Annotated in this window: 15 protein-coding genes and 1 pseudogene; 9 read left to right on the top strand and 7 right to left on the bottom strand. The window is 60.5% G+C overall.

Annotated features, from left to right (window positions below; translation table 11 throughout):
* The first annotated feature begins 18 nt into the window (after positions 1-18).
* The 4 genes from AC5E6N_RS10155 to folD all read left to right on the top strand — a co-directional run bounded on the left by AC5E6N_RS10155 (position 19) and on the right by folD (position 2,692).
* Entirely contained in the window at positions 19-558 is a 540-nt protein-coding gene (locus AC5E6N_RS10155; RefSeq protein WP_491747713.1) for a rod-binding protein, read from the top strand.
* A gap of 61 nt (positions 559-619) precedes the next feature.
* Positions 620-988 (top strand): hypothetical protein, encoded by a 369-nt coding sequence (locus AC5E6N_RS10150; protein ID WP_491691436.1) that lies wholly within the window; start codon positions 620-622, stop codon positions 986-988.
* Entirely contained in the window at positions 985-1,494 is a 510-nt protein-coding gene (locus AC5E6N_RS10145) for a hypothetical protein (protein WP_491747712.1), read from the top strand. Before AC5E6N_RS10150 ends, AC5E6N_RS10145 begins: the two co-directional genes overlap by 4 nt.
* 292 nt (positions 1,495-1,786) lie before the next feature.
* Positions 1,787-2,692, top strand: coding sequence for a bifunctional methylenetetrahydrofolate dehydrogenase/methenyltetrahydrofolate cyclohydrolase FolD (folD, locus tag AC5E6N_RS10140; RefSeq protein ID WP_491747725.1), 906 nt, complete (start codon positions 1,787-1,789; stop codon positions 2,690-2,692).
* 2 nt (positions 2,693-2,694) lie between these two features.
* Here folD and edd read toward each other — a convergent pair whose 3' ends face one another.
* From edd to zwf, 3 genes are all read right to left on the bottom strand, one after another.
* Positions 2,695-4,515 carry a phosphogluconate dehydratase gene (gene edd, locus AC5E6N_RS10135; RefSeq protein ID WP_491747711.1) on the bottom strand — a complete coding sequence of 607 codons (1,821 nt, stop codon included), beginning with the start codon at positions 4,513-4,515 and terminating at the stop codon, positions 2,695-2,697.
* A gap of 61 nt (positions 4,516-4,576) precedes the next feature.
* Positions 4,577-5,278: a 6-phosphogluconolactonase gene (pgl, locus tag AC5E6N_RS10130; RefSeq protein ID WP_491747710.1), complete on the bottom strand. Its 702-nt coding sequence runs from the start codon at positions 5,276-5,278 to the stop codon at positions 4,577-4,579.
* A 13-nt stretch (positions 5,279-5,291) separates the two neighbouring features.
* The gene (gene zwf / locus AC5E6N_RS10125) at positions 5,292-6,767 is read right to left on the bottom strand and encodes a glucose-6-phosphate dehydrogenase (protein WP_491747709.1); all 1,476 of its coding nucleotides are present in this window, start codon (positions 6,765-6,767) and stop codon (positions 5,292-5,294) included.
* A gap of 437 nt (positions 6,768-7,204) precedes the next feature.
* On the opposite strand from zwf, the gene AC5E6N_RS10120 reads away from it, so the two are divergent.
* From AC5E6N_RS10120 to AC5E6N_RS10100, 5 genes are all read left to right on the top strand, one after another.
* Complete coding sequence (locus AC5E6N_RS10120; RefSeq protein WP_491747708.1) at positions 7,205-7,495, top strand: hypothetical protein; 291 nt, start codon at positions 7,205-7,207, stop codon at positions 7,493-7,495.
* Positions 7,470-9,350: an AAA family ATPase gene (locus AC5E6N_RS10115; RefSeq protein ID WP_491747707.1), complete on the top strand. Its 1,881-nt coding sequence runs from the start codon at positions 7,470-7,472 to the stop codon at positions 9,348-9,350. The genes AC5E6N_RS10120 and AC5E6N_RS10115 overlap by 26 nt, the downstream gene beginning before the upstream one ends.
* A 726-nt stretch (positions 9,351-10,076) precedes the next feature.
* On the top strand, positions 10,077-11,057 hold the full coding sequence (locus AC5E6N_RS10110; RefSeq protein WP_491747706.1) for a helix-turn-helix transcriptional regulator: 981 nt from the start codon (positions 10,077-10,079) through the stop codon (positions 11,055-11,057).
* Positions 11,058-11,153: 96 nt separating this feature from the next.
* Entirely contained in the window at positions 11,154-12,104 is a 951-nt protein-coding gene (locus AC5E6N_RS10105) for an SDR family NAD(P)-dependent oxidoreductase (protein ID WP_491747705.1), read from the top strand.
* Positions 12,105-12,260: 156 nt separating this feature from the next.
* On the top strand, positions 12,261-12,962 hold the full coding sequence (locus AC5E6N_RS10100; protein ID WP_491747704.1) for a DUF2306 domain-containing protein: 702 nt from the start codon (positions 12,261-12,263) through the stop codon (positions 12,960-12,962).
* Here AC5E6N_RS10100 and AC5E6N_RS10095 read toward each other — a convergent pair.
* From AC5E6N_RS10095 to AC5E6N_RS10080, 4 genes and pseudogenes are all read right to left on the bottom strand, one after another.
* Positions 12,959-14,404 carry a glutamine synthetase family protein gene (locus AC5E6N_RS10095; protein WP_491747703.1) on the bottom strand — a complete coding sequence of 482 codons (1,446 nt, stop codon included), beginning with the start codon at positions 14,402-14,404 and terminating at the stop codon, positions 12,959-12,961. The genes AC5E6N_RS10100 and AC5E6N_RS10095 overlap by 4 nt on opposite strands.
* A 94-nt stretch (positions 14,405-14,498) precedes the next feature.
* Positions 14,499-17,099 carry a putative bifunctional diguanylate cyclase/phosphodiesterase gene (locus tag AC5E6N_RS10090; RefSeq protein ID WP_491747702.1) on the bottom strand — a complete coding sequence of 867 codons (2,601 nt, stop codon included), beginning with the start codon at positions 17,097-17,099 and terminating at the stop codon, positions 14,499-14,501.
* A 334-nt stretch (positions 17,100-17,433) separates the two neighbouring features.
* Positions 17,434-17,670: an SMc00767 family acetate metabolism repressor gene (locus AC5E6N_RS10085; protein WP_136659671.1), complete on the bottom strand. Its 237-nt coding sequence runs from the start codon at positions 17,668-17,670 to the stop codon at positions 17,434-17,436.
* 88 nt (positions 17,671-17,758) lie between these two features.
* Positions 17,759-18,185: pseudogene (locus tag AC5E6N_RS10080) on the bottom strand (isocitrate lyase); the annotation flags it as partial.

Here is an 18,185-nt window from a genome sequence, read left to right as displayed (position 1 = left end):
CAACAAGGGGCTCGAACATTGGCCATCTCACCGCCGAGCGATCTGGTTATGGACGTGGTTCGGGCTGCCGATCCGGCGAGCGTGCGCGAAGCCCATCGAAAACTGACGGCGGCGTCCGCCGATGCGCCGCAGGCCGCCTTCGAAGCCGCCGCAAGCCGTCCGGTCGGCACCCGGGTCAATCCGCAAAACGGCGACGTGCCCCGGGTTTATCGGGATTTTGAGGCGATGGTTCTCAAGTCCTTTATCGGCAGCATGCTGCCGGCGGAGGCCGCAAATCTCTACGGTTCGGGAACTGCCGGAGACATCTGGAAAAGCATGATGGCGGAGCAATTGGGCAAGGCGCTGGCCGAAGGCGGCGGCCTCGGAATTGCCAGCCAACTGGCCGCGGACCGCCAACCGCAACAAGCCGATCCCGAGCAGGCGAAGCAGACCGGAGACAACGGTAACTTTGCCGCCGGTCTCATCCATCAGATCCAGATTGCAATGCTGCGCAGCGCGCAGGAAGGCGCGGCTTTGCACGCCAGCGGCTATGAAGATACCCACCCGGGCGACGGCTAACACGGATTGTGTCGATGATTTCCATTCCTCGTAAGACTTTTAAGGCGGGAGCCGTCAAGCCATGAGCAACCTGGATGCGGACGATCGTGTATTGAAGGTTCTGAACCGGCTCGACGCCGTGCTGGAATACGAGAACAACGCCCTGGGGACCGACCCCGATTTCGATGTCGGCGCTTCCAATGTTCTCAAAAGCAGGTGCCTCTACGAGCTTTCGACCCTGGCCCAGGCCGTCGCGCCACAGCAGATGAATGGCCGCCATGGCGACATGCTGCGGGCAATCCACGGCAAGCTGGAGCGCAACACGGCCAAGGTCAAGGCGCATCTTGATGCGGTCCGAAAGGTGACCGATCTGCTGCGCGACGCCGCCCAGGAAGCCGAAGCCGACGGGACCTACACCGCCGACCAGTTCTATTTGCGTGAGGTCGTATGATCAAACTCGTCATCACGGGTGTCTGGATTTGCGGCGTCACGCTGGCATCGGTCTATTTTGCCCTGCAGTCGGCCTCGAATCCGGCCGAACCCGGGGAACAGGCCGACTTTTTCGGCGGGCTCGATTATGTCCGCTCCGATCTGATCTCCATCCCGGCGATCTATGAGGGGCAGGTGCGCGGTTATTTCATTACAAGGCTCGTTTATACGGCGGAACCCGAAGTGCTCAATGCGCTGACCCTGCCGCCGCATCTCCTCATCACCGATCAGCTTTACACGCTCCTTGTCGGCAACCGGGTCATCGACTTCTCGCGTGTCGAGGAGTTCGATCTCGACGCATTTCGCGTCGTCGTGCGCGACGGCCTCAACGAGAAGCTGGGCCGCAAGGTGTTTCACGAGGTTCTGGTCGAGCAGATGGAATTCCTGACCAAGGCGGAGGTGCGCGACCGCGAGCGCAAGCGCCGCCTGCCGCCGCCGCCGATGAAAACCGTGGGCGAAAACAACTAGAGTAAGTCTGGTTTAGGGTCTGTTGGGATTAAATCGCCGCGGTCAAAGGATCCGATCCGGGCCTGACTTGCTCTCAGAAGACCGGGGGCGGCCTGCATTTCGCCGTCTGCCATCTGCAAGCCCCTCCCTGCTCGCCGGCGCAATCGTGGGTGCAATGCCGATCTTTTGCCGAACCACATCACGGATTTGACACCTAAGGGCGCGAACGGACCTTTTCTTGGCTTGTCCATATGCTCTAGAAGGCGCAGAAGAACCCGGGATTTGCGAGTGGAGCAGCCAGATGACAGCACAGATGCAGGATGCGGCGGTGATTGACGGACGGTCGGTTGCCGACAGCGTGGTTGAAATCGTCAAGAAAGCGGCCGAAGACCTGAAGCGGCAAAGCGGGGTCGTGCCCGGCATTGCGGTGGTGATTGTCGGGGAGGATCCGGCAAGCCAGGTCTATGTCGCCTCCAAGGGCAAAAAGGCCAGGGAGTGCGGCTTCCATTCCGTGCAGCACACGTTGGCGGAATCGACCAGCGAAGCCGACCTGCTCGCGCTGGTGGAGGAACTGAACAACGATCCGCAGATTCACGGAATTCTCGTCCAGCTTCCGCTGCCGGATCACATAGACGACGGCCGTGTCATCCAGGCAATCAGCCCGCACAAGGATGTGGACGGTTTTCATGTCATCAATGCCGGGAAACTGACCACGGGCGAGGTGGAAACGGCCTTTGTCCCGTGCACGCCGGCGGGCTCGATGCTGCTCGTCGAGCGGGTTCGCGGCAAGGATCTGTCCGGGCTCAACGCGGTTGTTGTCGGGCGTTCGAACATTGTCGGAAAACCCATGGCGAGCCTGCTGCTGGCCGCCAACGCCACGGTCACGATCGCCCACAGCCGCACGCCCGATCTGCCGGCGGTCTGCCGCAATGCCGATATTCTGGTTGCCGCCGTCGGCCGGCCCGAAATGATCAGGGGCGACTGGGTCAAACCCGGTGCGACGATTATCGACGTCGGGATCAACCGGATCCCTGCGCCGGAGCGCGGCGAGGGCAAGACACGCCTCGTCGGCGATGTGGCCTATGCGGAATGTGCACGGGTTGCCGGTGCGATCACGCCCGTGCCGGGCGGCGTCGGACCGATGACGATTGCCATGCTCATGGCCAACACGCTGGTCTCGGCCTGCCGTCACGCCGGCAGGACGCCGCCGGTCTTCTGATTTCAGCTGTAGAGCACGCTGGCGCCTTCGTCGGCCCGGCCGGCAAGGGCGCGGAAGTTCGCGAAGAGTTCGCGCCCCATGCCGTACTCGCTTTCGGCAATATCCGCCGTGGCCGGCGTCCTGGCGTCGAATTCGGCGGCGTCCACGAGTACGTTCAGCGTTCCGGCCGAGGCGTCGATCCGGATCATGTCGCCATCGCGAATCCTGGCAATCGGCCCGCCGTCCAGCGCCTCGGGCGTCATGTGGATGGCCGCCGGCACCTTGCCGGACGCGCCGGACATGCGCCCGTCGGTCACCAGCGCCACCTTGAAGCCGCGATCCTGAAGGACGCCGAGCGGCGGCGTCAGCTTGTGCAGTTCGGGCATGCCCACCGCCCGCGGTCCCTGGAAGCGCACCACAGCGATGAAGTCCTCTTCCAGTTCGCCGGCCTTGAAGGCGTCCTGCAAGGCCTGCTGATTGTCGAAGACTTTTGCCGGCCCTTCCACGATATGGCGCTCCGCCTTCACCGCCGAGATCTTGATGACCGATTTGCCCAGATTTCCGCTCAGGACCTTCAGCCCGCCATTGTCCTGAAACGGCTCGTCAATGGTCGAGAGCACTTTCGGATTTGCGCTTTGCTTGGAAGCCGGTTCGCGGGCGACCGTGCCGTCGCTGTTCAGCTTCGGCTCGATGGCATAGGCCGCGAGGCCTTCACCCCACACGGTGCGCACGTCGTCATGCAGCAGGCCTCCCTTCAGCAGTTGCGAGATCAGGAAGCCCATGCCGCCGGCGGCGTGGAAATGATTGACGTCCGCCGGGCCGTTTGGATAAATGCGGGCAAGCAGCGGCACGATGTCGGACAGGTCCGATATGTCTTCCCAGGTCAGGATAATCCCGGCCGCATGCGCCATGGCGATCAGATGCATGGTGTGGTTTGTCGAGCCGCCCGTGGCATGCAGCCCGACAAGACCGTTGATGACGCTGCGCTCATCGATCATCACCCCGGCCGGCGTATATTCATTGCCGAGTGCCGTGATCGCCAGGGCGCGCTTGGCCGCCTCGCGCGTCAGCGCGTCGCGCAACGGCGTTCCCGGATTGATGAACGAGGCGCCGGGCAGATGGAAGCCCATGATCTCCATCAGCATCTGATTGGAATTGGCCGTGCCGTAAAAGGTGCAGGTGCCCGGCCCGTGATAGGATTTTGACTCAGCCTCCAGAAGTTCGGCCCGGCCGACCTTGCCCTCCGCATAGAGTTGACGGATGCGGACCTTTTCCTCGTTCGGCAGGCCGGACGTCATCGGCCCCGCGGGGACGAACACCGCCGGCAGATGGCCGAAGGTCAGGGCGGCGATGACGAGGCCCGGCACGATCTTGTCGCACACGCCGAGATAGGCCGCGGCATCGAACATATTGTGGGACAGCCCGACGGCCGCCGAAAGCGCGATCACGTCGCGGGAAAACAGCGACAGATCCATACCGGGCTGGCCCTGGGTCACGCCGTCGCACATGGCCGGGACGCCGCCGGCGACCTGCGCAACGCCGCCGGCTTCGCGTGCGGCCTCGCGGATCCGGGCGGGAAATGTCTCGAACGGCTGGTGGGCCGAGAGCATGTCATTATAGGCCGTGATGATGCCGAGATTTGCGACCCGGTCACCGGCAAGGGCTTCTTTATCCGGCACGCCGCAGGCGGCAAAACCGTGGGCGAGATTGCCGCAGGACAGGCTTGTCCGGTTCGGCCCTGCCTCACCGGCTTTTTTCACACGCTCCAGATAGGCTTCCCGGGTGGGCTTCGAGCGTTCCACAAGACGTCTGGTAATCGACTGGACAGATGAGCGAGCGGGCATAATGTTCCTGCCGTTAATCGGGTTGGCAACCTGTATGTGCGGCGCAAAAGCGCCAGTCCGTTCAAGGCGCGAAATAGACCTGCAGCGGCCTTGCGGTGCGCCTTAAGATAGCGCGGACGGGAAGTTCCTCCACCGGTCCGCTGTTCATGGCCTCTTTGAGAACCGTCATCTTCTGTTCGCCCTCGATGTGCAAAAACACATGGTCGGCACGCAACAGTGGCGGAAGGGTCAAAGTCAGGCGGGTTTCCGGCTGACCGGGGGCTTCCGCCGCCAGGACCGTGGACGTCTGATCCGGATCGGTCAGGGCGCCGAGATCGGCGCTGCCGGGGAACCAGGACGCGGTGTGTCCGTCCGTTCCAAGACCGAGAACGGCCACATCGAGCGGCCTTGCCAGTGCACCGATCTTCAGATCGGCGTCGCGCGCGGCTTCCTCGGCCGTCAATCCCTCGCAATAAAACGGGATAAAACCCGCCGGACCGGCTTTCTCCTGCAATAGGTTCATGGCGGCAAGGCGTTGGTTCGAGCGCTCGCTGGAAGGCGCAACGAAGCGCTCGTCCACTAGGGTCACGGTCACATTCTTCCAATCGATATCGGCGGCGCTCAACTGCCGGAAGAAGAGCCGCGGGGTCGTCCCTCCCGAGACCGCGAGCAGCGCCGCACCGTCCGCATCGACCGCCGCCTGAAGCCGGCCGGCGACATTGCTGGCCAGCGATTGCGCCAGCGCGTCGCCGTCGTCAAAACGCAGGATTTCGGGTTCGCTCATATCCGCCCGCCGCCTACCTGCTTTCGTGCCAGGTGCGGCCGTCCCGTTCGATGAGTGCGATGGCGTTCGTCGGACCCGACGTGCCCGCCGTATAGCCATGGCACGGCTGTTCGGAATCCTCCCACGCCTTCAGAATCGGATCGATCCAGTGCCACGCCGCCTCCACTTCGTCGCGCCGCATGAAGAGCGTCTGGTTGCAGCGGATGACGTCCATCAAAAGCCGCTCATAGGCATCGGGATTGCGGCCGCCGAAACTTGCCGCAAAGCTCATATCGAGCGGCACGTGCCGCAAACGCATGCCGCCCGGACCCGGATCCTTGATCATGATCCACTGCTTCACGCCTTCATCCGGCTGCAGCCGGATGACGAGCTGGTTGGCGATGATGTGGCCGGCGCCTTCGCTGAAGATCGAATGCGGGATCGGCTTGAAATTGATGACGATTTCGGAGACACGCTGTGCCATGCGCTTGCCGGTCCGCAGGTAAAACGGCACGCCCGCCCAGCGCCAGTTTTCAATCTCGGCCTTGATCGCAACGAAGGTTTCCGTGTTGGACGTCTCGTCGCCGAGCTCCTCCAGATATCCCTGGACGGCCCCGTCGGCGGACGCGCCTGCACGGTACTGGCCGCGCACGGTGAGCCTGGCCGCATTGCTGTCGTCGATGGGTCGCAGCGCCCTCAGGACCTTGAGCTTTTCATCGCGCACCGCCTCGGCATCGATCGATGTCGGAGCCTCCATGGCGACCAGGCAAAGCAATTGCAGCAGATGGTTCTGGATCATGTCGCGCAAGGCGCCGGCCCGGTCGTAATAGCCGGCGCGCCCTTCGAGCCCCACCGACTCGGCCACCGTGATCTGGACATGATCGATATGCGCCGAGTTCCAAAGCGGCTCGTAAAGCGCGTTGGCAAACCTCAGCGCCATCAGGTTCTGAACGGTTTCCTTGCCGAGATAGTGATCGATGCGGAAAATCTGTTCCTCGATGAACGCCTTGCCGATCGTGTCGTTGAGGGCGTGGGCCGTGACGAGATCCCGGCCGATCGGCTTTTCCACCACAATGCGGGTATTGTCGTTGATCAGACCGTTGCCGTTGATCCGCTCGCAGATGTCGCCGAAGATCGACGGGCTGACGGCGAGGTAAAAGGCGCGGACCCGGTCCTTGCCGTCCACCAGGAGTTTGGAGAGCCGGTCCCAGCCGCGTTCGCTGCCCGCGTCGATCGACACATAATGCAGGCGGTCGAGGAAGCGTTTGATCTCCTCGTCCTGGAATTCACCGTCCTTGAGATGCTCCGACAGCGCCGTCTTGGCAAATTCCCGATAGGCCTCGTCGCTCAGGTTCGACCGGGACGCGCCGATGATGCGTGTGGGCTCGCTCAACTGACCCGACATCTGGCGGTGATAGAGCGCCGGCAGCAATTTGCGCTCGGCAAGATCGCCGGTGCCGCCGAAGACGATATAGTCGAAAGGATCGACGGGGATGGTCTGACTGCTCATCGCTGCTGACTCACTTTTCGCATAGGGTCGAGGGCCACGGGCACTGTCGCGCCCTCTCATAATCTAATCGATTTAAAAACACCAGTGCTAATTTGCCGAAAGGGCGGATTCGGGCTTCAATTCTGCATGCGTAGGGTTCTTAACACGCAAGCTTGGCAGACAATTGGATGATCCGTTGGAGTCCAATTCAGACCATATCCAGAGTAAATTTGAGCGCCAGCTTCCGGCCCTTTGCTGCCATTCACCCTTCGCCTAGGATGCTGCTTTGGATCCGTCGAAGGAGACATTCGCTGCGCTTGCGAAATCGAGCCTAATCTGAATTCACACATCGCGGACGGAGCTGACGTTCAACTTGATTGGAACATTGACTGCTTACGGCGCACACTGACCAATGCTATATTTTGGGTAAAAAGTGGCTTCGCTTGAAGGAACGGATTTTGAATGAAGAGGCAAAATGGGCATTCATTAGTGCGCTTGACGACGAACTGTTGAAGGGCGGCGCTACCATGTCGGAATGGTGCGCCTTCATCGTTCGCGATTGCGATTTTGCCTTCGTCGCTGGCGCGAACCTAGCAACCGTAATATCCGCTAGCGCCACAATCGAAACGTATCTTCACACCGATGTCGTTGGCGTATTTCAGTCGCTCCCGCGAATCGCATACTCTGTTGGCAAGCAAAAACCCCAAGCAGGGGCGGAGATTAATGCGAATAGACCAGATCAGCGTTAGAGCGATACCGCCGATAAAACTGTTCGAGATCCAGACGACCTCGAACGTGGTTGTCATCGCGGGTGCCAATGGCTCCGGAAAAACCCGCCTGAAGGAAGCTATTGCCAACTCATTCCGGCAACCCCAGACGCCACAAGCGGCAATTTCCCTCACCGCGACGAGAGAGGAAGAGGAAAGGGCCTGGGGATCAAAAACGCTGCAGGTGCAAGCAAAAGAAAACTGTCAGCCGCTACGTGACTATCTGGCAACCAGAACGAGATCAAAGGCATACACGGGGACAGTAATTCAGATCGACTCGAACCGGGCCGTCACGCCCGTTAAATTCGAACAGTTCACACTGGCGACAGTCGATCCCGATGATGAGGATTTCAACTACTCATGGTACCTGAGTCCCTTCACCAATCGATGGCAGCAGCTTGTGAACAAGGTCTACAAGAAGGTGGCCAACAGGGATCAGAAGATCGCCACCTTCATTAAGGAAAATCCTGAAAAAACCGGGGCGGATGCCCTCACAAAATATCCCGACCCATTTGCTCCGTATCAGGCGATGTTTGAGCGATTGCTTCCGGGTAAAACACTTGAGCCCATCGATCCGAAAGCGCCCAAAGAGTTTCATTATCGTGTCCGCAATTCCGGACCAATGCCGTTCGGAACACTCAGTTCAGGCGAACAGGAGGTTGTAAAGGTCGCTTTCGATCTTGTGTGGAAACGTATCACGCATTCCGTAATCATGATCGACGAGCCGGAACTGCATCTGCACCCGACATTGACTTTTAGGCTTATCGAGACGCTCAAGGAGTTTGGCGGAGGGACCAATCAACTCTTTCTCTTCACCCACTCATCCGATCTGATTTCCACTTACTATGCTACCGGCAACGTGTTCTTTGTTGATACGTCGAACGAAGGTCAAAATCAGGCGCACAAGTTGAGCGGCCTCTCAGCGGCCCACGCATCCGTCACCCGCGCAGCCAGTTCCAATTTGGGGATGTTCGCGGTCGGCAAGCGCCTGATTTTCATAGAGGGCAAAGAAGCTAGCGTTGATCGTCTCGTTTACCACAAGGTCGCTCAGAGCGCTTTTCCGGATTCTTACGTGCTTCCAATCGGCTCCGTCGACAATGTCATGGCCCTTCGCAACGTCGTTGACGAGATCGCAACCGCAATATTTGGGATTGATCTGTTTCTGATCCGTGATCGTGACGGGCTTCCCGATCAGTTGATTACGACGCTGGAGCAGAACCAGCGATTCCGATGCCTTCCACGACGGCATATCGAAAACTACCTTCTTGACGAAGATGTACTAAGCGAGGTTGCCGGAGCATTCTATCTTGGCGCTGACAAGCGCGATCCTGCCAACATCCGAAGTGAGCTTGAGCGCATTGCAAGCGGCGCCGTCATGTCGTCCGTCCTTTGGAATGTGCGTGAAACGATCCGGGTATTGGGGGCAGTTGATCAGCCGACAGTACGTGACGTCGATACCCAGACTCCGGATCAATTGGCGGACGGCATCTCGAACCAGGTGTCCCAGAGCATTGCCGGTATTTCAGATGCGCTTGGTGATGACCAAATCCGCAGCATGGTTGCATCTGAACACGCCACCATAGTCACCTCGCTGCAAAGCAGCCGCTGGATTCAGGTGCTGCCTGGAAAGATCATATTTGCGCGCTTCTGCGGCGAATTCCTGAAAGTTGAGGCGGCCCGCGTAAGGGAAGCCTACGCCGACATTGCAATGAGGCAAAAGCCCACCGCGTTTGGTGACATCATCGAAATCATGGCGCTGTTCAAACAGATTGCCGAGCCATCACCCGAAACCCACGCCGAGGAAGGCACAGGAACAACGGCCGCCGCCGCGGTGTAGGCAGGACTTCAAATTGCCGGGCGTCTCCCGGCTCGCACCGGGCCGGACTCTAATCGCGCTTCGCACGCCAAGCCTCCTGTTTGCCAAGCGGTTACGATCCTGCGGCGAAAGAAGGACGAATCCCCTTGATAATGGACGCGCTGCGCGCCTGCTTCAATGGGCTGAATCTCGATTGAAGAGATCAGCACTCCAGCCTTAGAGCACGTCCTTCATTCCGTTGTTGAGAAGGCGATGGTCATTGAGCAAAAACCGTCTGACATCGCGCCTGAGTTCCATAAGCAAATTCGCCTGTCCGTCGCATCGGGCTTAACGTCCACTATCGGCTGACTGGCCGCTGAGAGCCGACATTCCGCTTTCGGCCCTATTCCGGTCGTTCATTCAATCCGCAGCGAACGTCCGCTTTCCCCCCAAACTGAATTCGTTGAGTACCTGATCAGTTGAACGTTGCGCGGCCGTTCAGGCACAGCAGGGTGAAGAAGTCGCTGCCGAAAACCTCGACGCGGATGGTCTGGCTGCTCATCGGTGCTTGAGCGCCCAATTTTGGCCGGAGAGCTGTATGGTCCCTCGCCTCCGACCTGCGACCGGCCGCGCAAGTGTATGGAACTGATAGTTTCCTGCAAGCCAGTGTGCTTTGCGCTTTTCGCAAGTACATTTTCGTGTTTTGCTGTTGCGCGCGCGTGTTGTGGTTGAGAGGTTCACACACCAAACACAATTCAGGACACCACCATGACCAGGCATCACTATCGGATGGGCAAGCAGGTCGAGGCCGCCTCGGCGTTTGCGGGGTTGCAGCCCGAGGCGGTTCTTCGACAGGCAGGACTTTCGGTCCGATTGCTTGATGATCCGGATTTCGTCGTCGATCCCGCGCAGTATTTTGCCATATGGGCCGCAGCCGAGGCGTTGTCGAGCGACCCCGATCTTGGCGTCAAGCTGGGACGCAAGATGCCGCATTTGCCGTTTGGGTCTGCTCTGGTGGCGTTTTCCTGCGCCGACAGGATCCGCACCGGCCTGGACCGCCTGACATTGTTCAAGCCGCTGGTTGCTCCCATAAGGATCGAGCATCGGGAAACGGCAGACGGATATCTGGCTCGTTTCCTGCCGCTTGATGACAGCCAGAAATTCTGTGCGCTTCTGGCGAATTTCGAGGTGAGCTTCTTTGTCGAACTTTGCCGCCTGCTGACCGGGCGCGACGTTGCGCCTTTGAAGGTCGGCACCATTGACCCGGCTCCGGCCCTCGAGGATTTTCTCGGTATCGCGCCGGATCCAAAGGGCGCACCGGAAATCCTGTTCCGTCAGTCCGATATCGATCTTCCGCTGATTTCCGAAAATGCGGATGTCTGGCAGGGGCTGGAGCCGATCCTCAACAGGCGGATGCTGGAGCTGGATCGGGATGCGAGCGCCGCCGATCGTGTCCGGGCCGAACTGATCGAGCTGCTTCCGTCCGGAAGGTCCTCGATCGACGATGTGTGCGGCCGATTGGGAATGGGGCGGCGCAACCTGCAACTCAGGCTCGCCGAGGACGGCACAAGCTTTCGCGGAGTGCTGGAAAATCTGCGCCGGGACCTGGCGGTCTCCTATCTGCGCGACGAGGCGCTGCGGGTCGAGGAGGTGTCCTATCTGCTTGGCTTCGCCGATCCCAATTCCTTTTACCGCGCCTTCCGCGACTGGACGGGCATGACGCCCGCCGAAGCGCGCAATCTGCACTGACTGCGCATTTCGCTAGAGAATTTGCGCAGCCTGCCAGTGTGTCCTATCAGGCGTGCAACTAGATTGTCGGCTGTTTTCAACAGAGGATTCCCCGACATGACAGATGACCTCAAAACTGCATCCCGCCGTCAGGTCCTGGCCGGCGCAGCGGGCGTTGGCATTGCCGCGGCGACGCTCGCCGCAACGGGAGCTCGAGCGCAGGAACAGGCAGGTGGCGAACTCGCCGGAAAGACTGCTTTTATTACCGGCGCCGCACGGGGCATCGGCCTTGCCTGCGCCGAAGAACTGGCCAAGGGCGGGGCGAATGTGGTGCTGTTCGACATTGCCGCGCAGCCCGCCGAAGTGCCTTATCCGCTGGCGAGCGAACAGGATCTGGCCGATGCCAAGGCGGCCGTTGAATCGCACGGCGTCAAGGCGCTGGCCATCAAGGGCGACGTGCGCGATGCCGATGCGCTGGCATCGGCTGTGGCCCAGACCCGGTCCGAATTCGGCTCGCTGGACTTCCTGATCGTCAATGCCGGCATCACGCAGCCGGGCCGGCTGGGCGGCTTCACCGAAGAGCAGGTGCGCACGATCAACGACATCAACCTGATCGGCTCGATCCATACGATGCAGGCGGCGTTGCCGGTCATGCAGGCGCAGGAAAGCGGGCGTATTGTCCTGATGGCTTCGACCACGGGGCGCGCGGGCAGTGAAAATTTCCCCCTCTACGGGGCAACGAAATGGGCGATGATCGGTCTTGCCAAGAGCGCCGCGCTCAGTGTCGCGGCGCAGAACATCACGGTCAACGCGCTCTGCCCGACCCTGGTGCGCACCAAGCTTCTGGAAAACGACTATATATTGAACGCCCTTGCCCCCGGGCAGGGACTGACCTTTGAGCAGTTCGACGCGATCGCCAATCAGCAGATCCACCCGATGAATGTCGGCTTCTACGAGCCGATCGAGGTCGGTCGCGCCGCCGCCTTCCTTTGCGGTGAAGGCGGAAAATACATCTCCGGTGAGGTCATCGATATCGGCGCGGCGGCCAACGCCCGCTTCCCTGCCTAAGCAGAAGTTTTGAGCATATAATCGTCGCCGGCAGCCTCAGGAAGGCCTGAAGCTGCCGGTACAAACCGGTGCGGAACCGGTGGCGGGCATCAGTAAACCGGGATGTTTGTGCACCCAATGGTATCAGGCGGCCGCGGGCGCGCATTGGCAACTGCAATGACAAGACGGAAGGCGCTGACCTGGACTGCTATATCTGCAACAACGGTGCTTGTTGTTGCGTTGATCCTTCTTTCCTGGGACTTTGCCAGGCACGCGGTCGAACGCGGAATGCGCATGAACGATGGCTGGGAGATTCAATTCTCCCGTTTGCATCATGCCGGCGCGTTTTGGTCCAATCTGTCCATATACGGCCACATGATCGTCGGCGGCCTGCTGACCGTCCTGGTCCCCCTGCAACTGTTGCAGCCGATCCGCGCGTTCCTGCCGCTGCTGCATAAAACACTCGGATATGTGATCGTCTTTCTCGCAATCGCGACCTCGGTCGGGGGACTGTTCTACATCGCGCGAAACGGCACCATCGGCGGGACGCCAATGAATATCGGCTTCAGCCTTTATGGCGTGCTGTTGGGGATCGCCGCCGTCCAGACCCTCCGCCTTGCCCGCGCGCGGCGTCCAGAGCATCGCGACTGGGCGCTTCGACTGATCGTGCTTGCCCTGGGCTCCTGGATATATCGGGCGCACTATTACATATGGAACACATTGACCGGCGGGCTTTTCACGTGGCCGGATTTCTCCGGTGGGTTCGATGTCGCGCAGACGGTGATGTTCTACCTGCCTTACCTGCTTGTTCTGGAGTTCTGGCTGAGGCGAAATCGCGCTGTTGCGGCGTGGAGCGGAGCACCTGAAACCCGCCGCTAGACATTGAGCAGCAGAAACTCGCGCTCCCACGGGCTGATCACTTCCATGAAGGTCTCGAACTCGCCGCGCTTCACACCCGCATAGATATCGATGAAATCGCCGCCGAAGACCTCGGCGAAGGACGGTTCGTCCTCGAGCAGCGACAAGGCATCGAGCAGACCGCGGGGCAGATCGACGGCCGTGCCTTCATTGGCGGTCGTCTCGGTCGGACTGTCGGGCACGACTTCGAGCACCATGCCGAGCCAGCCGCAGGCAAGCGATGCCGCCATCGCCAGATACGGATTGGCGTCGGACGACGGCAGGCGGTTTTCCACCCGCCGTGCGGCCGGGTCGGAATGCGGGACGCGGAAGGCGACGGTCCGGTTGTCGTAACCCCAGGCATTGTTGACCGGGCAGGCCATCTGCGGGGTCAGCCGCCGGTAGGAATTGACGTAAGGCGCCATCATCACGAGAGCCTTCGGCACGAAATGCTGCATGCCGCCGATAAAGGAAAAGAAGTTCGCGGAGGGTGAGCCGTCCCGGTTGCAGAAGACGTTGCGGCCGGTCTTTGCATCCATCACCGATTGGTGGATATGCATGGCCGAGCCGGCCTGCGACTGCATCGGTTTTGCCATGAAGGTCGCATAGATGCCGTGTTTGAGCGCGGCTTCGCGGATCGTCCGTTTGAACATGAACACCTGGTCCGCGAGCAGCAGCGGGTCGCCGTGGCGCAGGTTGATTTCGAGCTGCGCCGGTCCTTCCTCGTGGATGAGCGTATCGATCTCGAGCCCTTGCGCCTCGGAAAAATGATAGATGTCGTCGATCAGCTCGTCGAACTCGTTGACGCCCGCGATCGTGTAGGACTGGCCCCGCGCGATGGTGCGGCCGGAACGTCCCACCGGCGGCTGGAGCGGATAGTCCGGATCGTCGTTGAGGGCGACGAGATAGAATTCGATTTCCGGGGCGACGGCGGGGCGCCATCCCTTTTCCTCATAGAGCGACAGCACGCGCTTGAGCACATTGCGCGGCGCATAGTCGACGCCTTTGCCCTCCGGGCCGACAATATCGCAAATGACCTGTGCCGTCGGATCGCTCTCCCAGGGCACAGCGGCGAGGGTGGAAAGATCGGGCACCAGCTTCAGGTCGCCATCCTGCGGGTCGTAACGGAAATTGCCCGTCTCGGCCGGATATTCGCCCGATATGGTCTGGCGATAGAGAGCCGACGGCAGCGACAGCGAGGTGTTCGACGTGAATTTCGACGTCGGCATCATCTTGCCGCGCGGCACTCCGGCAAGATCGGGCGTGATGCATTCGATGTCCTCGATGCCCCGCCATTTCAGCCACTCGCCCGCCTGCTTCCAGTTTTCAACGCCGCGCTTATTGTCCACATAAGCGGGCCTGCGGCGCGCCTGTCTGGCATCGTCCGAACGTTTAGCGGATGTCTTTTTGGATTTCTCGGCCATGAATCGCTCATCAGCGGGATTACATTCGGGTTCTCATAGAACAAGCGGTATTCATTTGAAACCTCCGGCCCGGGGACATTGCATCGATGCAGCGCTATGCCACCTTTTCGGCATCGGCCCGCAATTGGCTGGCCGGCGCGTAGAAGGTGTCGATGACGGTGTTGACATCCTGCTGCGGTATGGGCGGGCTGAACAGATATCCCTGCAGGTCGCTGCAATTCTCGCTGATCAGAACCTCCAGCTGCTCGGAGTTTTCGACGCCCTCGGCCGTAATGTCCATGCCAAGGCTCGAGCCGAGGCTGACGATGGCGCGGACCACCGCCTGGGAACTCTTGTTGTCGCCGATGTCGCGGACAAAGCTGCGGTCGATCTTGATGCGGTTGAAGGGAAATTTGGCCAGATAGCCCATACTCGAATATCCGGTGCCGAAATCGTCCAGTGCGATGCGGGCGTTGAGGGCGCGCAGTTGCTGCAACACCTCGATATTGTCCTGTGTGTCGTTGAGCAGAACGCTTTCCGTGATTTCGATTTCCAGCCTTTCGGCGGCAAGCCCGCTCTCCTTGAGCGCACGTTTGACGGCGCCGACAAGCCGGTCCCCTCCGAACTGCTGGGCGGAGACATTGACCGCAACGATGAGCTGCTCGGGCCAGTGCATCGCCTGGCGGCAGGCTTCACCGAGCACCCATTCGCCCATTTGTTCGATCAGGCCGACCTCTTCGGCAAGCGGAATGAAGTCCCCCGGCGGAACGAGGCCGCGGCTTGGATGCCGCCAGCGTATCAGGGCCTCGAAACCCCGCAGCCGGCCCGTCTTGACCGACATGATGGGCTGATAGTGAAGCTCGAATTCGCTCTCGATCACCGCGCGCCGCAGCTCGACCTCGAGGGACCGGCGTTCACTCTCGACGCGGTCCATCTCGATTTCGAAGAACCGGTACGCACTGCCGGTGTCCTTCTTTGCCCTGTAGAGCGCCAGATCGGAGAATTTGAGGGATTGTTCCAGTTCTTCCGCATCGCCCGGAACCATCGCGATCCCGATACTGGCCTCGATTTTGACGTCGCGGCCATTGATGTTTTGGATCCGCTCAAGGGCGCTCAATATCCGGCCGGCCCGTTTGGACGCCTCCTCGCGCGTGCCGCAACCCGACAGGATCATGGCGAATTCATCGCCACCCAGCCGCGCGACCGTGTCGTCGGCGCCCGCCAGCGCCAGCAGCCGGCTGGCCACCTCGGTCAGCACCAAATCGCCTGCGTCATGTCCCTGGGTGTCGTTGATGAGCTTGAAGCCGTCAAGGTCTATGGTCAGAACGCTGAACGCGGTTTCGCTGCGGGCAAAATCCGCGAAGGCCTTTTCGAGCGCCTGTGTGAAGACCGTCCGGTTGGGAAGGCGGGTCAGCGGGTCGTGATGCGCGAGAAACGTGATCTGCTCCTCGGCCCGTGTCCGTTCCGTCACGTCGACAATCGTGATCAGCGTGGCGGGAACGTCCCCGACGGTTATGTCCCGTTCATATTCGACGACGTTCAGCATCGTGCCGCCGGCTGCCTTATGAATCCAGCAACTGCCGCCCGCCTGAAGCGTCGCGGTCTCCTCGACCTCGCCGTCGCTGACTTCCGCCAGACGCAGGTCGTGCAGGCCGAGCCGCATAAACTCTTCGTTTCCGTAGCCGAAGAGGCGAAGCGCCGCGTCGTTGACCCTGAGGGTTTGAGCATCCTCCTGCGCCACGACGATCATCGGCACCGGATTGCCGTCGAACATCGATCGGAACAGCGCCTCGCGTGCGCGCAATTCCCCGACATCGATCAACGTGACCGTCAGCAGTTCACCGGCGCGGGAGATGCCGGCCTTGATCGAAACCGTGTAATCTTCCGTAACGTCATATTCGAACGTAAAGCTCTGATGGTGCTCGCTGCTTCTCATCGCCCTATGCAATGCGTGCATGCTGCGACGAAAACCGGTTCTGGTCAGCGCTTTCGACAGCCGCGACATGCGCAGCTTCTCAACCGTCGAGCCGAGCAATTTGGCCGCCCCGTCATTGATGCTCAGGATCATGAAATCGAGCGGCAGGCCATTGGCCTCTTCAAGCACCGACAGTGCCAGGATTCCTTCCCTGGTGGAATTGATCAGAAGGCTGGCGAGATCCACCTGCTCGCTGCGCGGTCGGGCGAACAGCAGGAAGAACTCGCCTTCCCACTGTGAGGAAAGCGGCAGAACGACGAGTTCGACCGTCGAGACCATGCCTTCGACCGTCGACTGGCACAAACGCAGGCTCGGCTCTCCCGCTGAGCGGGCCTGGTCGAGGGCGCTTGAGATCGTATACTGATAGTTGACCGGCAGCGATGAGAGCGGCGTCAGATGGCAATCGCGCTGAATAACGCTTTCAAACGTGTCGCCGGCGCGCACGATGAAGGGATCATCATTGTCCAGACGGCGGATGACGGCGATCTCGTCGGCCAGCTTTCCTAGCGAACCCAGAACGAGATCTTCATAAAGCGGCAGGGATCTCAGCGTCCTGGCTGCCTTCCACTTGCGCAAAAGAATGCCGACATCGTTGAACTCGGTGCGTTGTTCGAGCTCCTCTATAGCGTCGTCACCGGCGCGCGCGTCCGCCAAAACGGCGGATGGCCGAGTCGGCTCGGCCGGCTTTTCAGGGCCGCCATCCGTCAGAATGTCCGGTGCAGGTGGGTTGGGCGTACGCATAACAATATCCTGAACGCCAGATATAATCGCGGGCATAGTATGAAAAGGCCTGGACCGGCCGGATGCCGACAAATCATTTGTCGCGGCACGGATAATATTCAGGTGCCGTTATCTCAATATTAAAGAAACTGTTGGTTGTTGAGCTATCTGTAAAAACCGCGGCTATGTTTAACGAGTCGTTATCTGCGGTGATCTGGGCTGGCGGGGCCTGTCCTGAAATGAGCATTCCGCCGCAAAATTCCTTGCTCTGAGGAAAGCGGTCATTGCGCGGCGGAATGCGACCGGTCCGATCGGGAGGCTCTTCACCAACCGGACCGGCGTTTCGACAGCGGCCCTACGAGCCCTGTGTAACGATGACCGGGATCAGAAGATCTCCCCAGTTGCCGTCGCCGCCGTGGTGACGGGCGGAGCGTACCAGTTCGACCGACACACCCGCGTCGACGGCCTTCATCACCGACTGGTTCAGCCTGTGCAGGTCGTTGGCAACCATGCGGATCGCAGCCTGCTGGTCTGCGGTCATGGCAGAGGACTGTTCTTCAGCCCGTTCTTTGACGCGTGTCTGCGGTGCCATTGTGATGTCTCCTTATCTGGCGATGGCAGGTGGCGGACGATCCGCCGGCAGGGACAGGCGGCTTTATGCCGCCGGCCCCGGGAGCCGCCTATTCGGCGGCCGGTTTGAACTGAGCGGTTTCGGTCGATTCGCCCATGGCCGTGGTCGACGACTGTCCGCCGGTAATCGCCATGGATACGGCATCGAAATAGCCCGTGCCGACCTCCCGCTGGTGCTTGGTTGCGGTGTAGCCGTTCGTCTCGCTGGCAAACTCGGCTTCCTGCAGCTCCGAATAGGCGGCCATCTGGCGGTCTTTGTAGCCGCGGGCAAGCTCGAACATGCCGTGGTTGAGCTGATGGAAGCCGGCGAGCGTGATGAACTGGAACTTGTAGCCCATGGCGCCGAGTTCGCGCTGGAACCTGGCAATGGTCGCGTCGTCCAGATTCTGTTTCCAGTTGAAGGACGGCGAGCAGTTATAGGCAAGGAGCTGATCGGGATGAACCTTGCGGACCGCCTCGGCGAAACGCCTGGCCTGA

The organism is Hoeflea sp. (genome assembly GCF_984452065.1).
Note: the sequence above shows the minus strand (reverse complement) of the source record. Positions and strands in the feature narration are given on the sequence as shown.

Coding starts and splice junctions, on each gene's coding strand:
- AC5E6N_RS10150 (WP_491691436.1), top strand. CDS start 620: ATGAGCAACCTGGATGCGGACGATCGTGTATTGAAGGTTCTGAACCGG.
- AC5E6N_RS10145 (WP_491747712.1), top strand. CDS start 985: ATGATCAAACTCGTCATCACGGGTGTCTGGATTTGCGGCGTCACGCTG.
- folD (WP_491747725.1), top strand. CDS start 1,787: ATGCAGGATGCGGCGGTGATTGACGGACGGTCGGTTGCCGACAGCGTG.
- edd (WP_491747711.1), bottom strand. CDS start 4,515: ATGCCCGCTCGCTCATCTGTCCAGTCGATTACCAGACGTCTTGTGGAA.
- pgl (WP_491747710.1), bottom strand. CDS start 5,278: ATGAGCGAACCCGAAATCCTGCGTTTTGACGACGGCGACGCGCTGGCG.
- zwf (WP_491747709.1), bottom strand. CDS start 6,767: ATGAGCAGTCAGACCATCCCCGTCGATCCTTTCGACTATATCGTCTTC.
- AC5E6N_RS10115 (WP_491747707.1), top strand. CDS start 7,470: ATGCGAATAGACCAGATCAGCGTTAGAGCGATACCGCCGATAAAACTG.
- AC5E6N_RS10110 (WP_491747706.1), top strand. CDS start 10,077: ATGACCAGGCATCACTATCGGATGGGCAAGCAGGTCGAGGCCGCCTCG.
- AC5E6N_RS10105 (WP_491747705.1), top strand. CDS start 11,154: ATGACAGATGACCTCAAAACTGCATCCCGCCGTCAGGTCCTGGCCGGC.
- AC5E6N_RS10100 (WP_491747704.1), top strand. CDS start 12,261: ATGACAAGACGGAAGGCGCTGACCTGGACTGCTATATCTGCAACAACG.
- AC5E6N_RS10095 (WP_491747703.1), bottom strand. CDS start 14,404: ATGGCCGAGAAATCCAAAAAGACATCCGCTAAACGTTCGGACGATGCC.
- AC5E6N_RS10090 (WP_491747702.1), bottom strand. CDS start 17,099: ATGCGTACGCCCAACCCACCTGCACCGGACATTCTGACGGATGGCGGC.
- AC5E6N_RS10085 (WP_136659671.1), bottom strand. CDS start 17,670: ATGGCACCGCAGACACGCGTCAAAGAACGGGCTGAAGAACAGTCCTCT.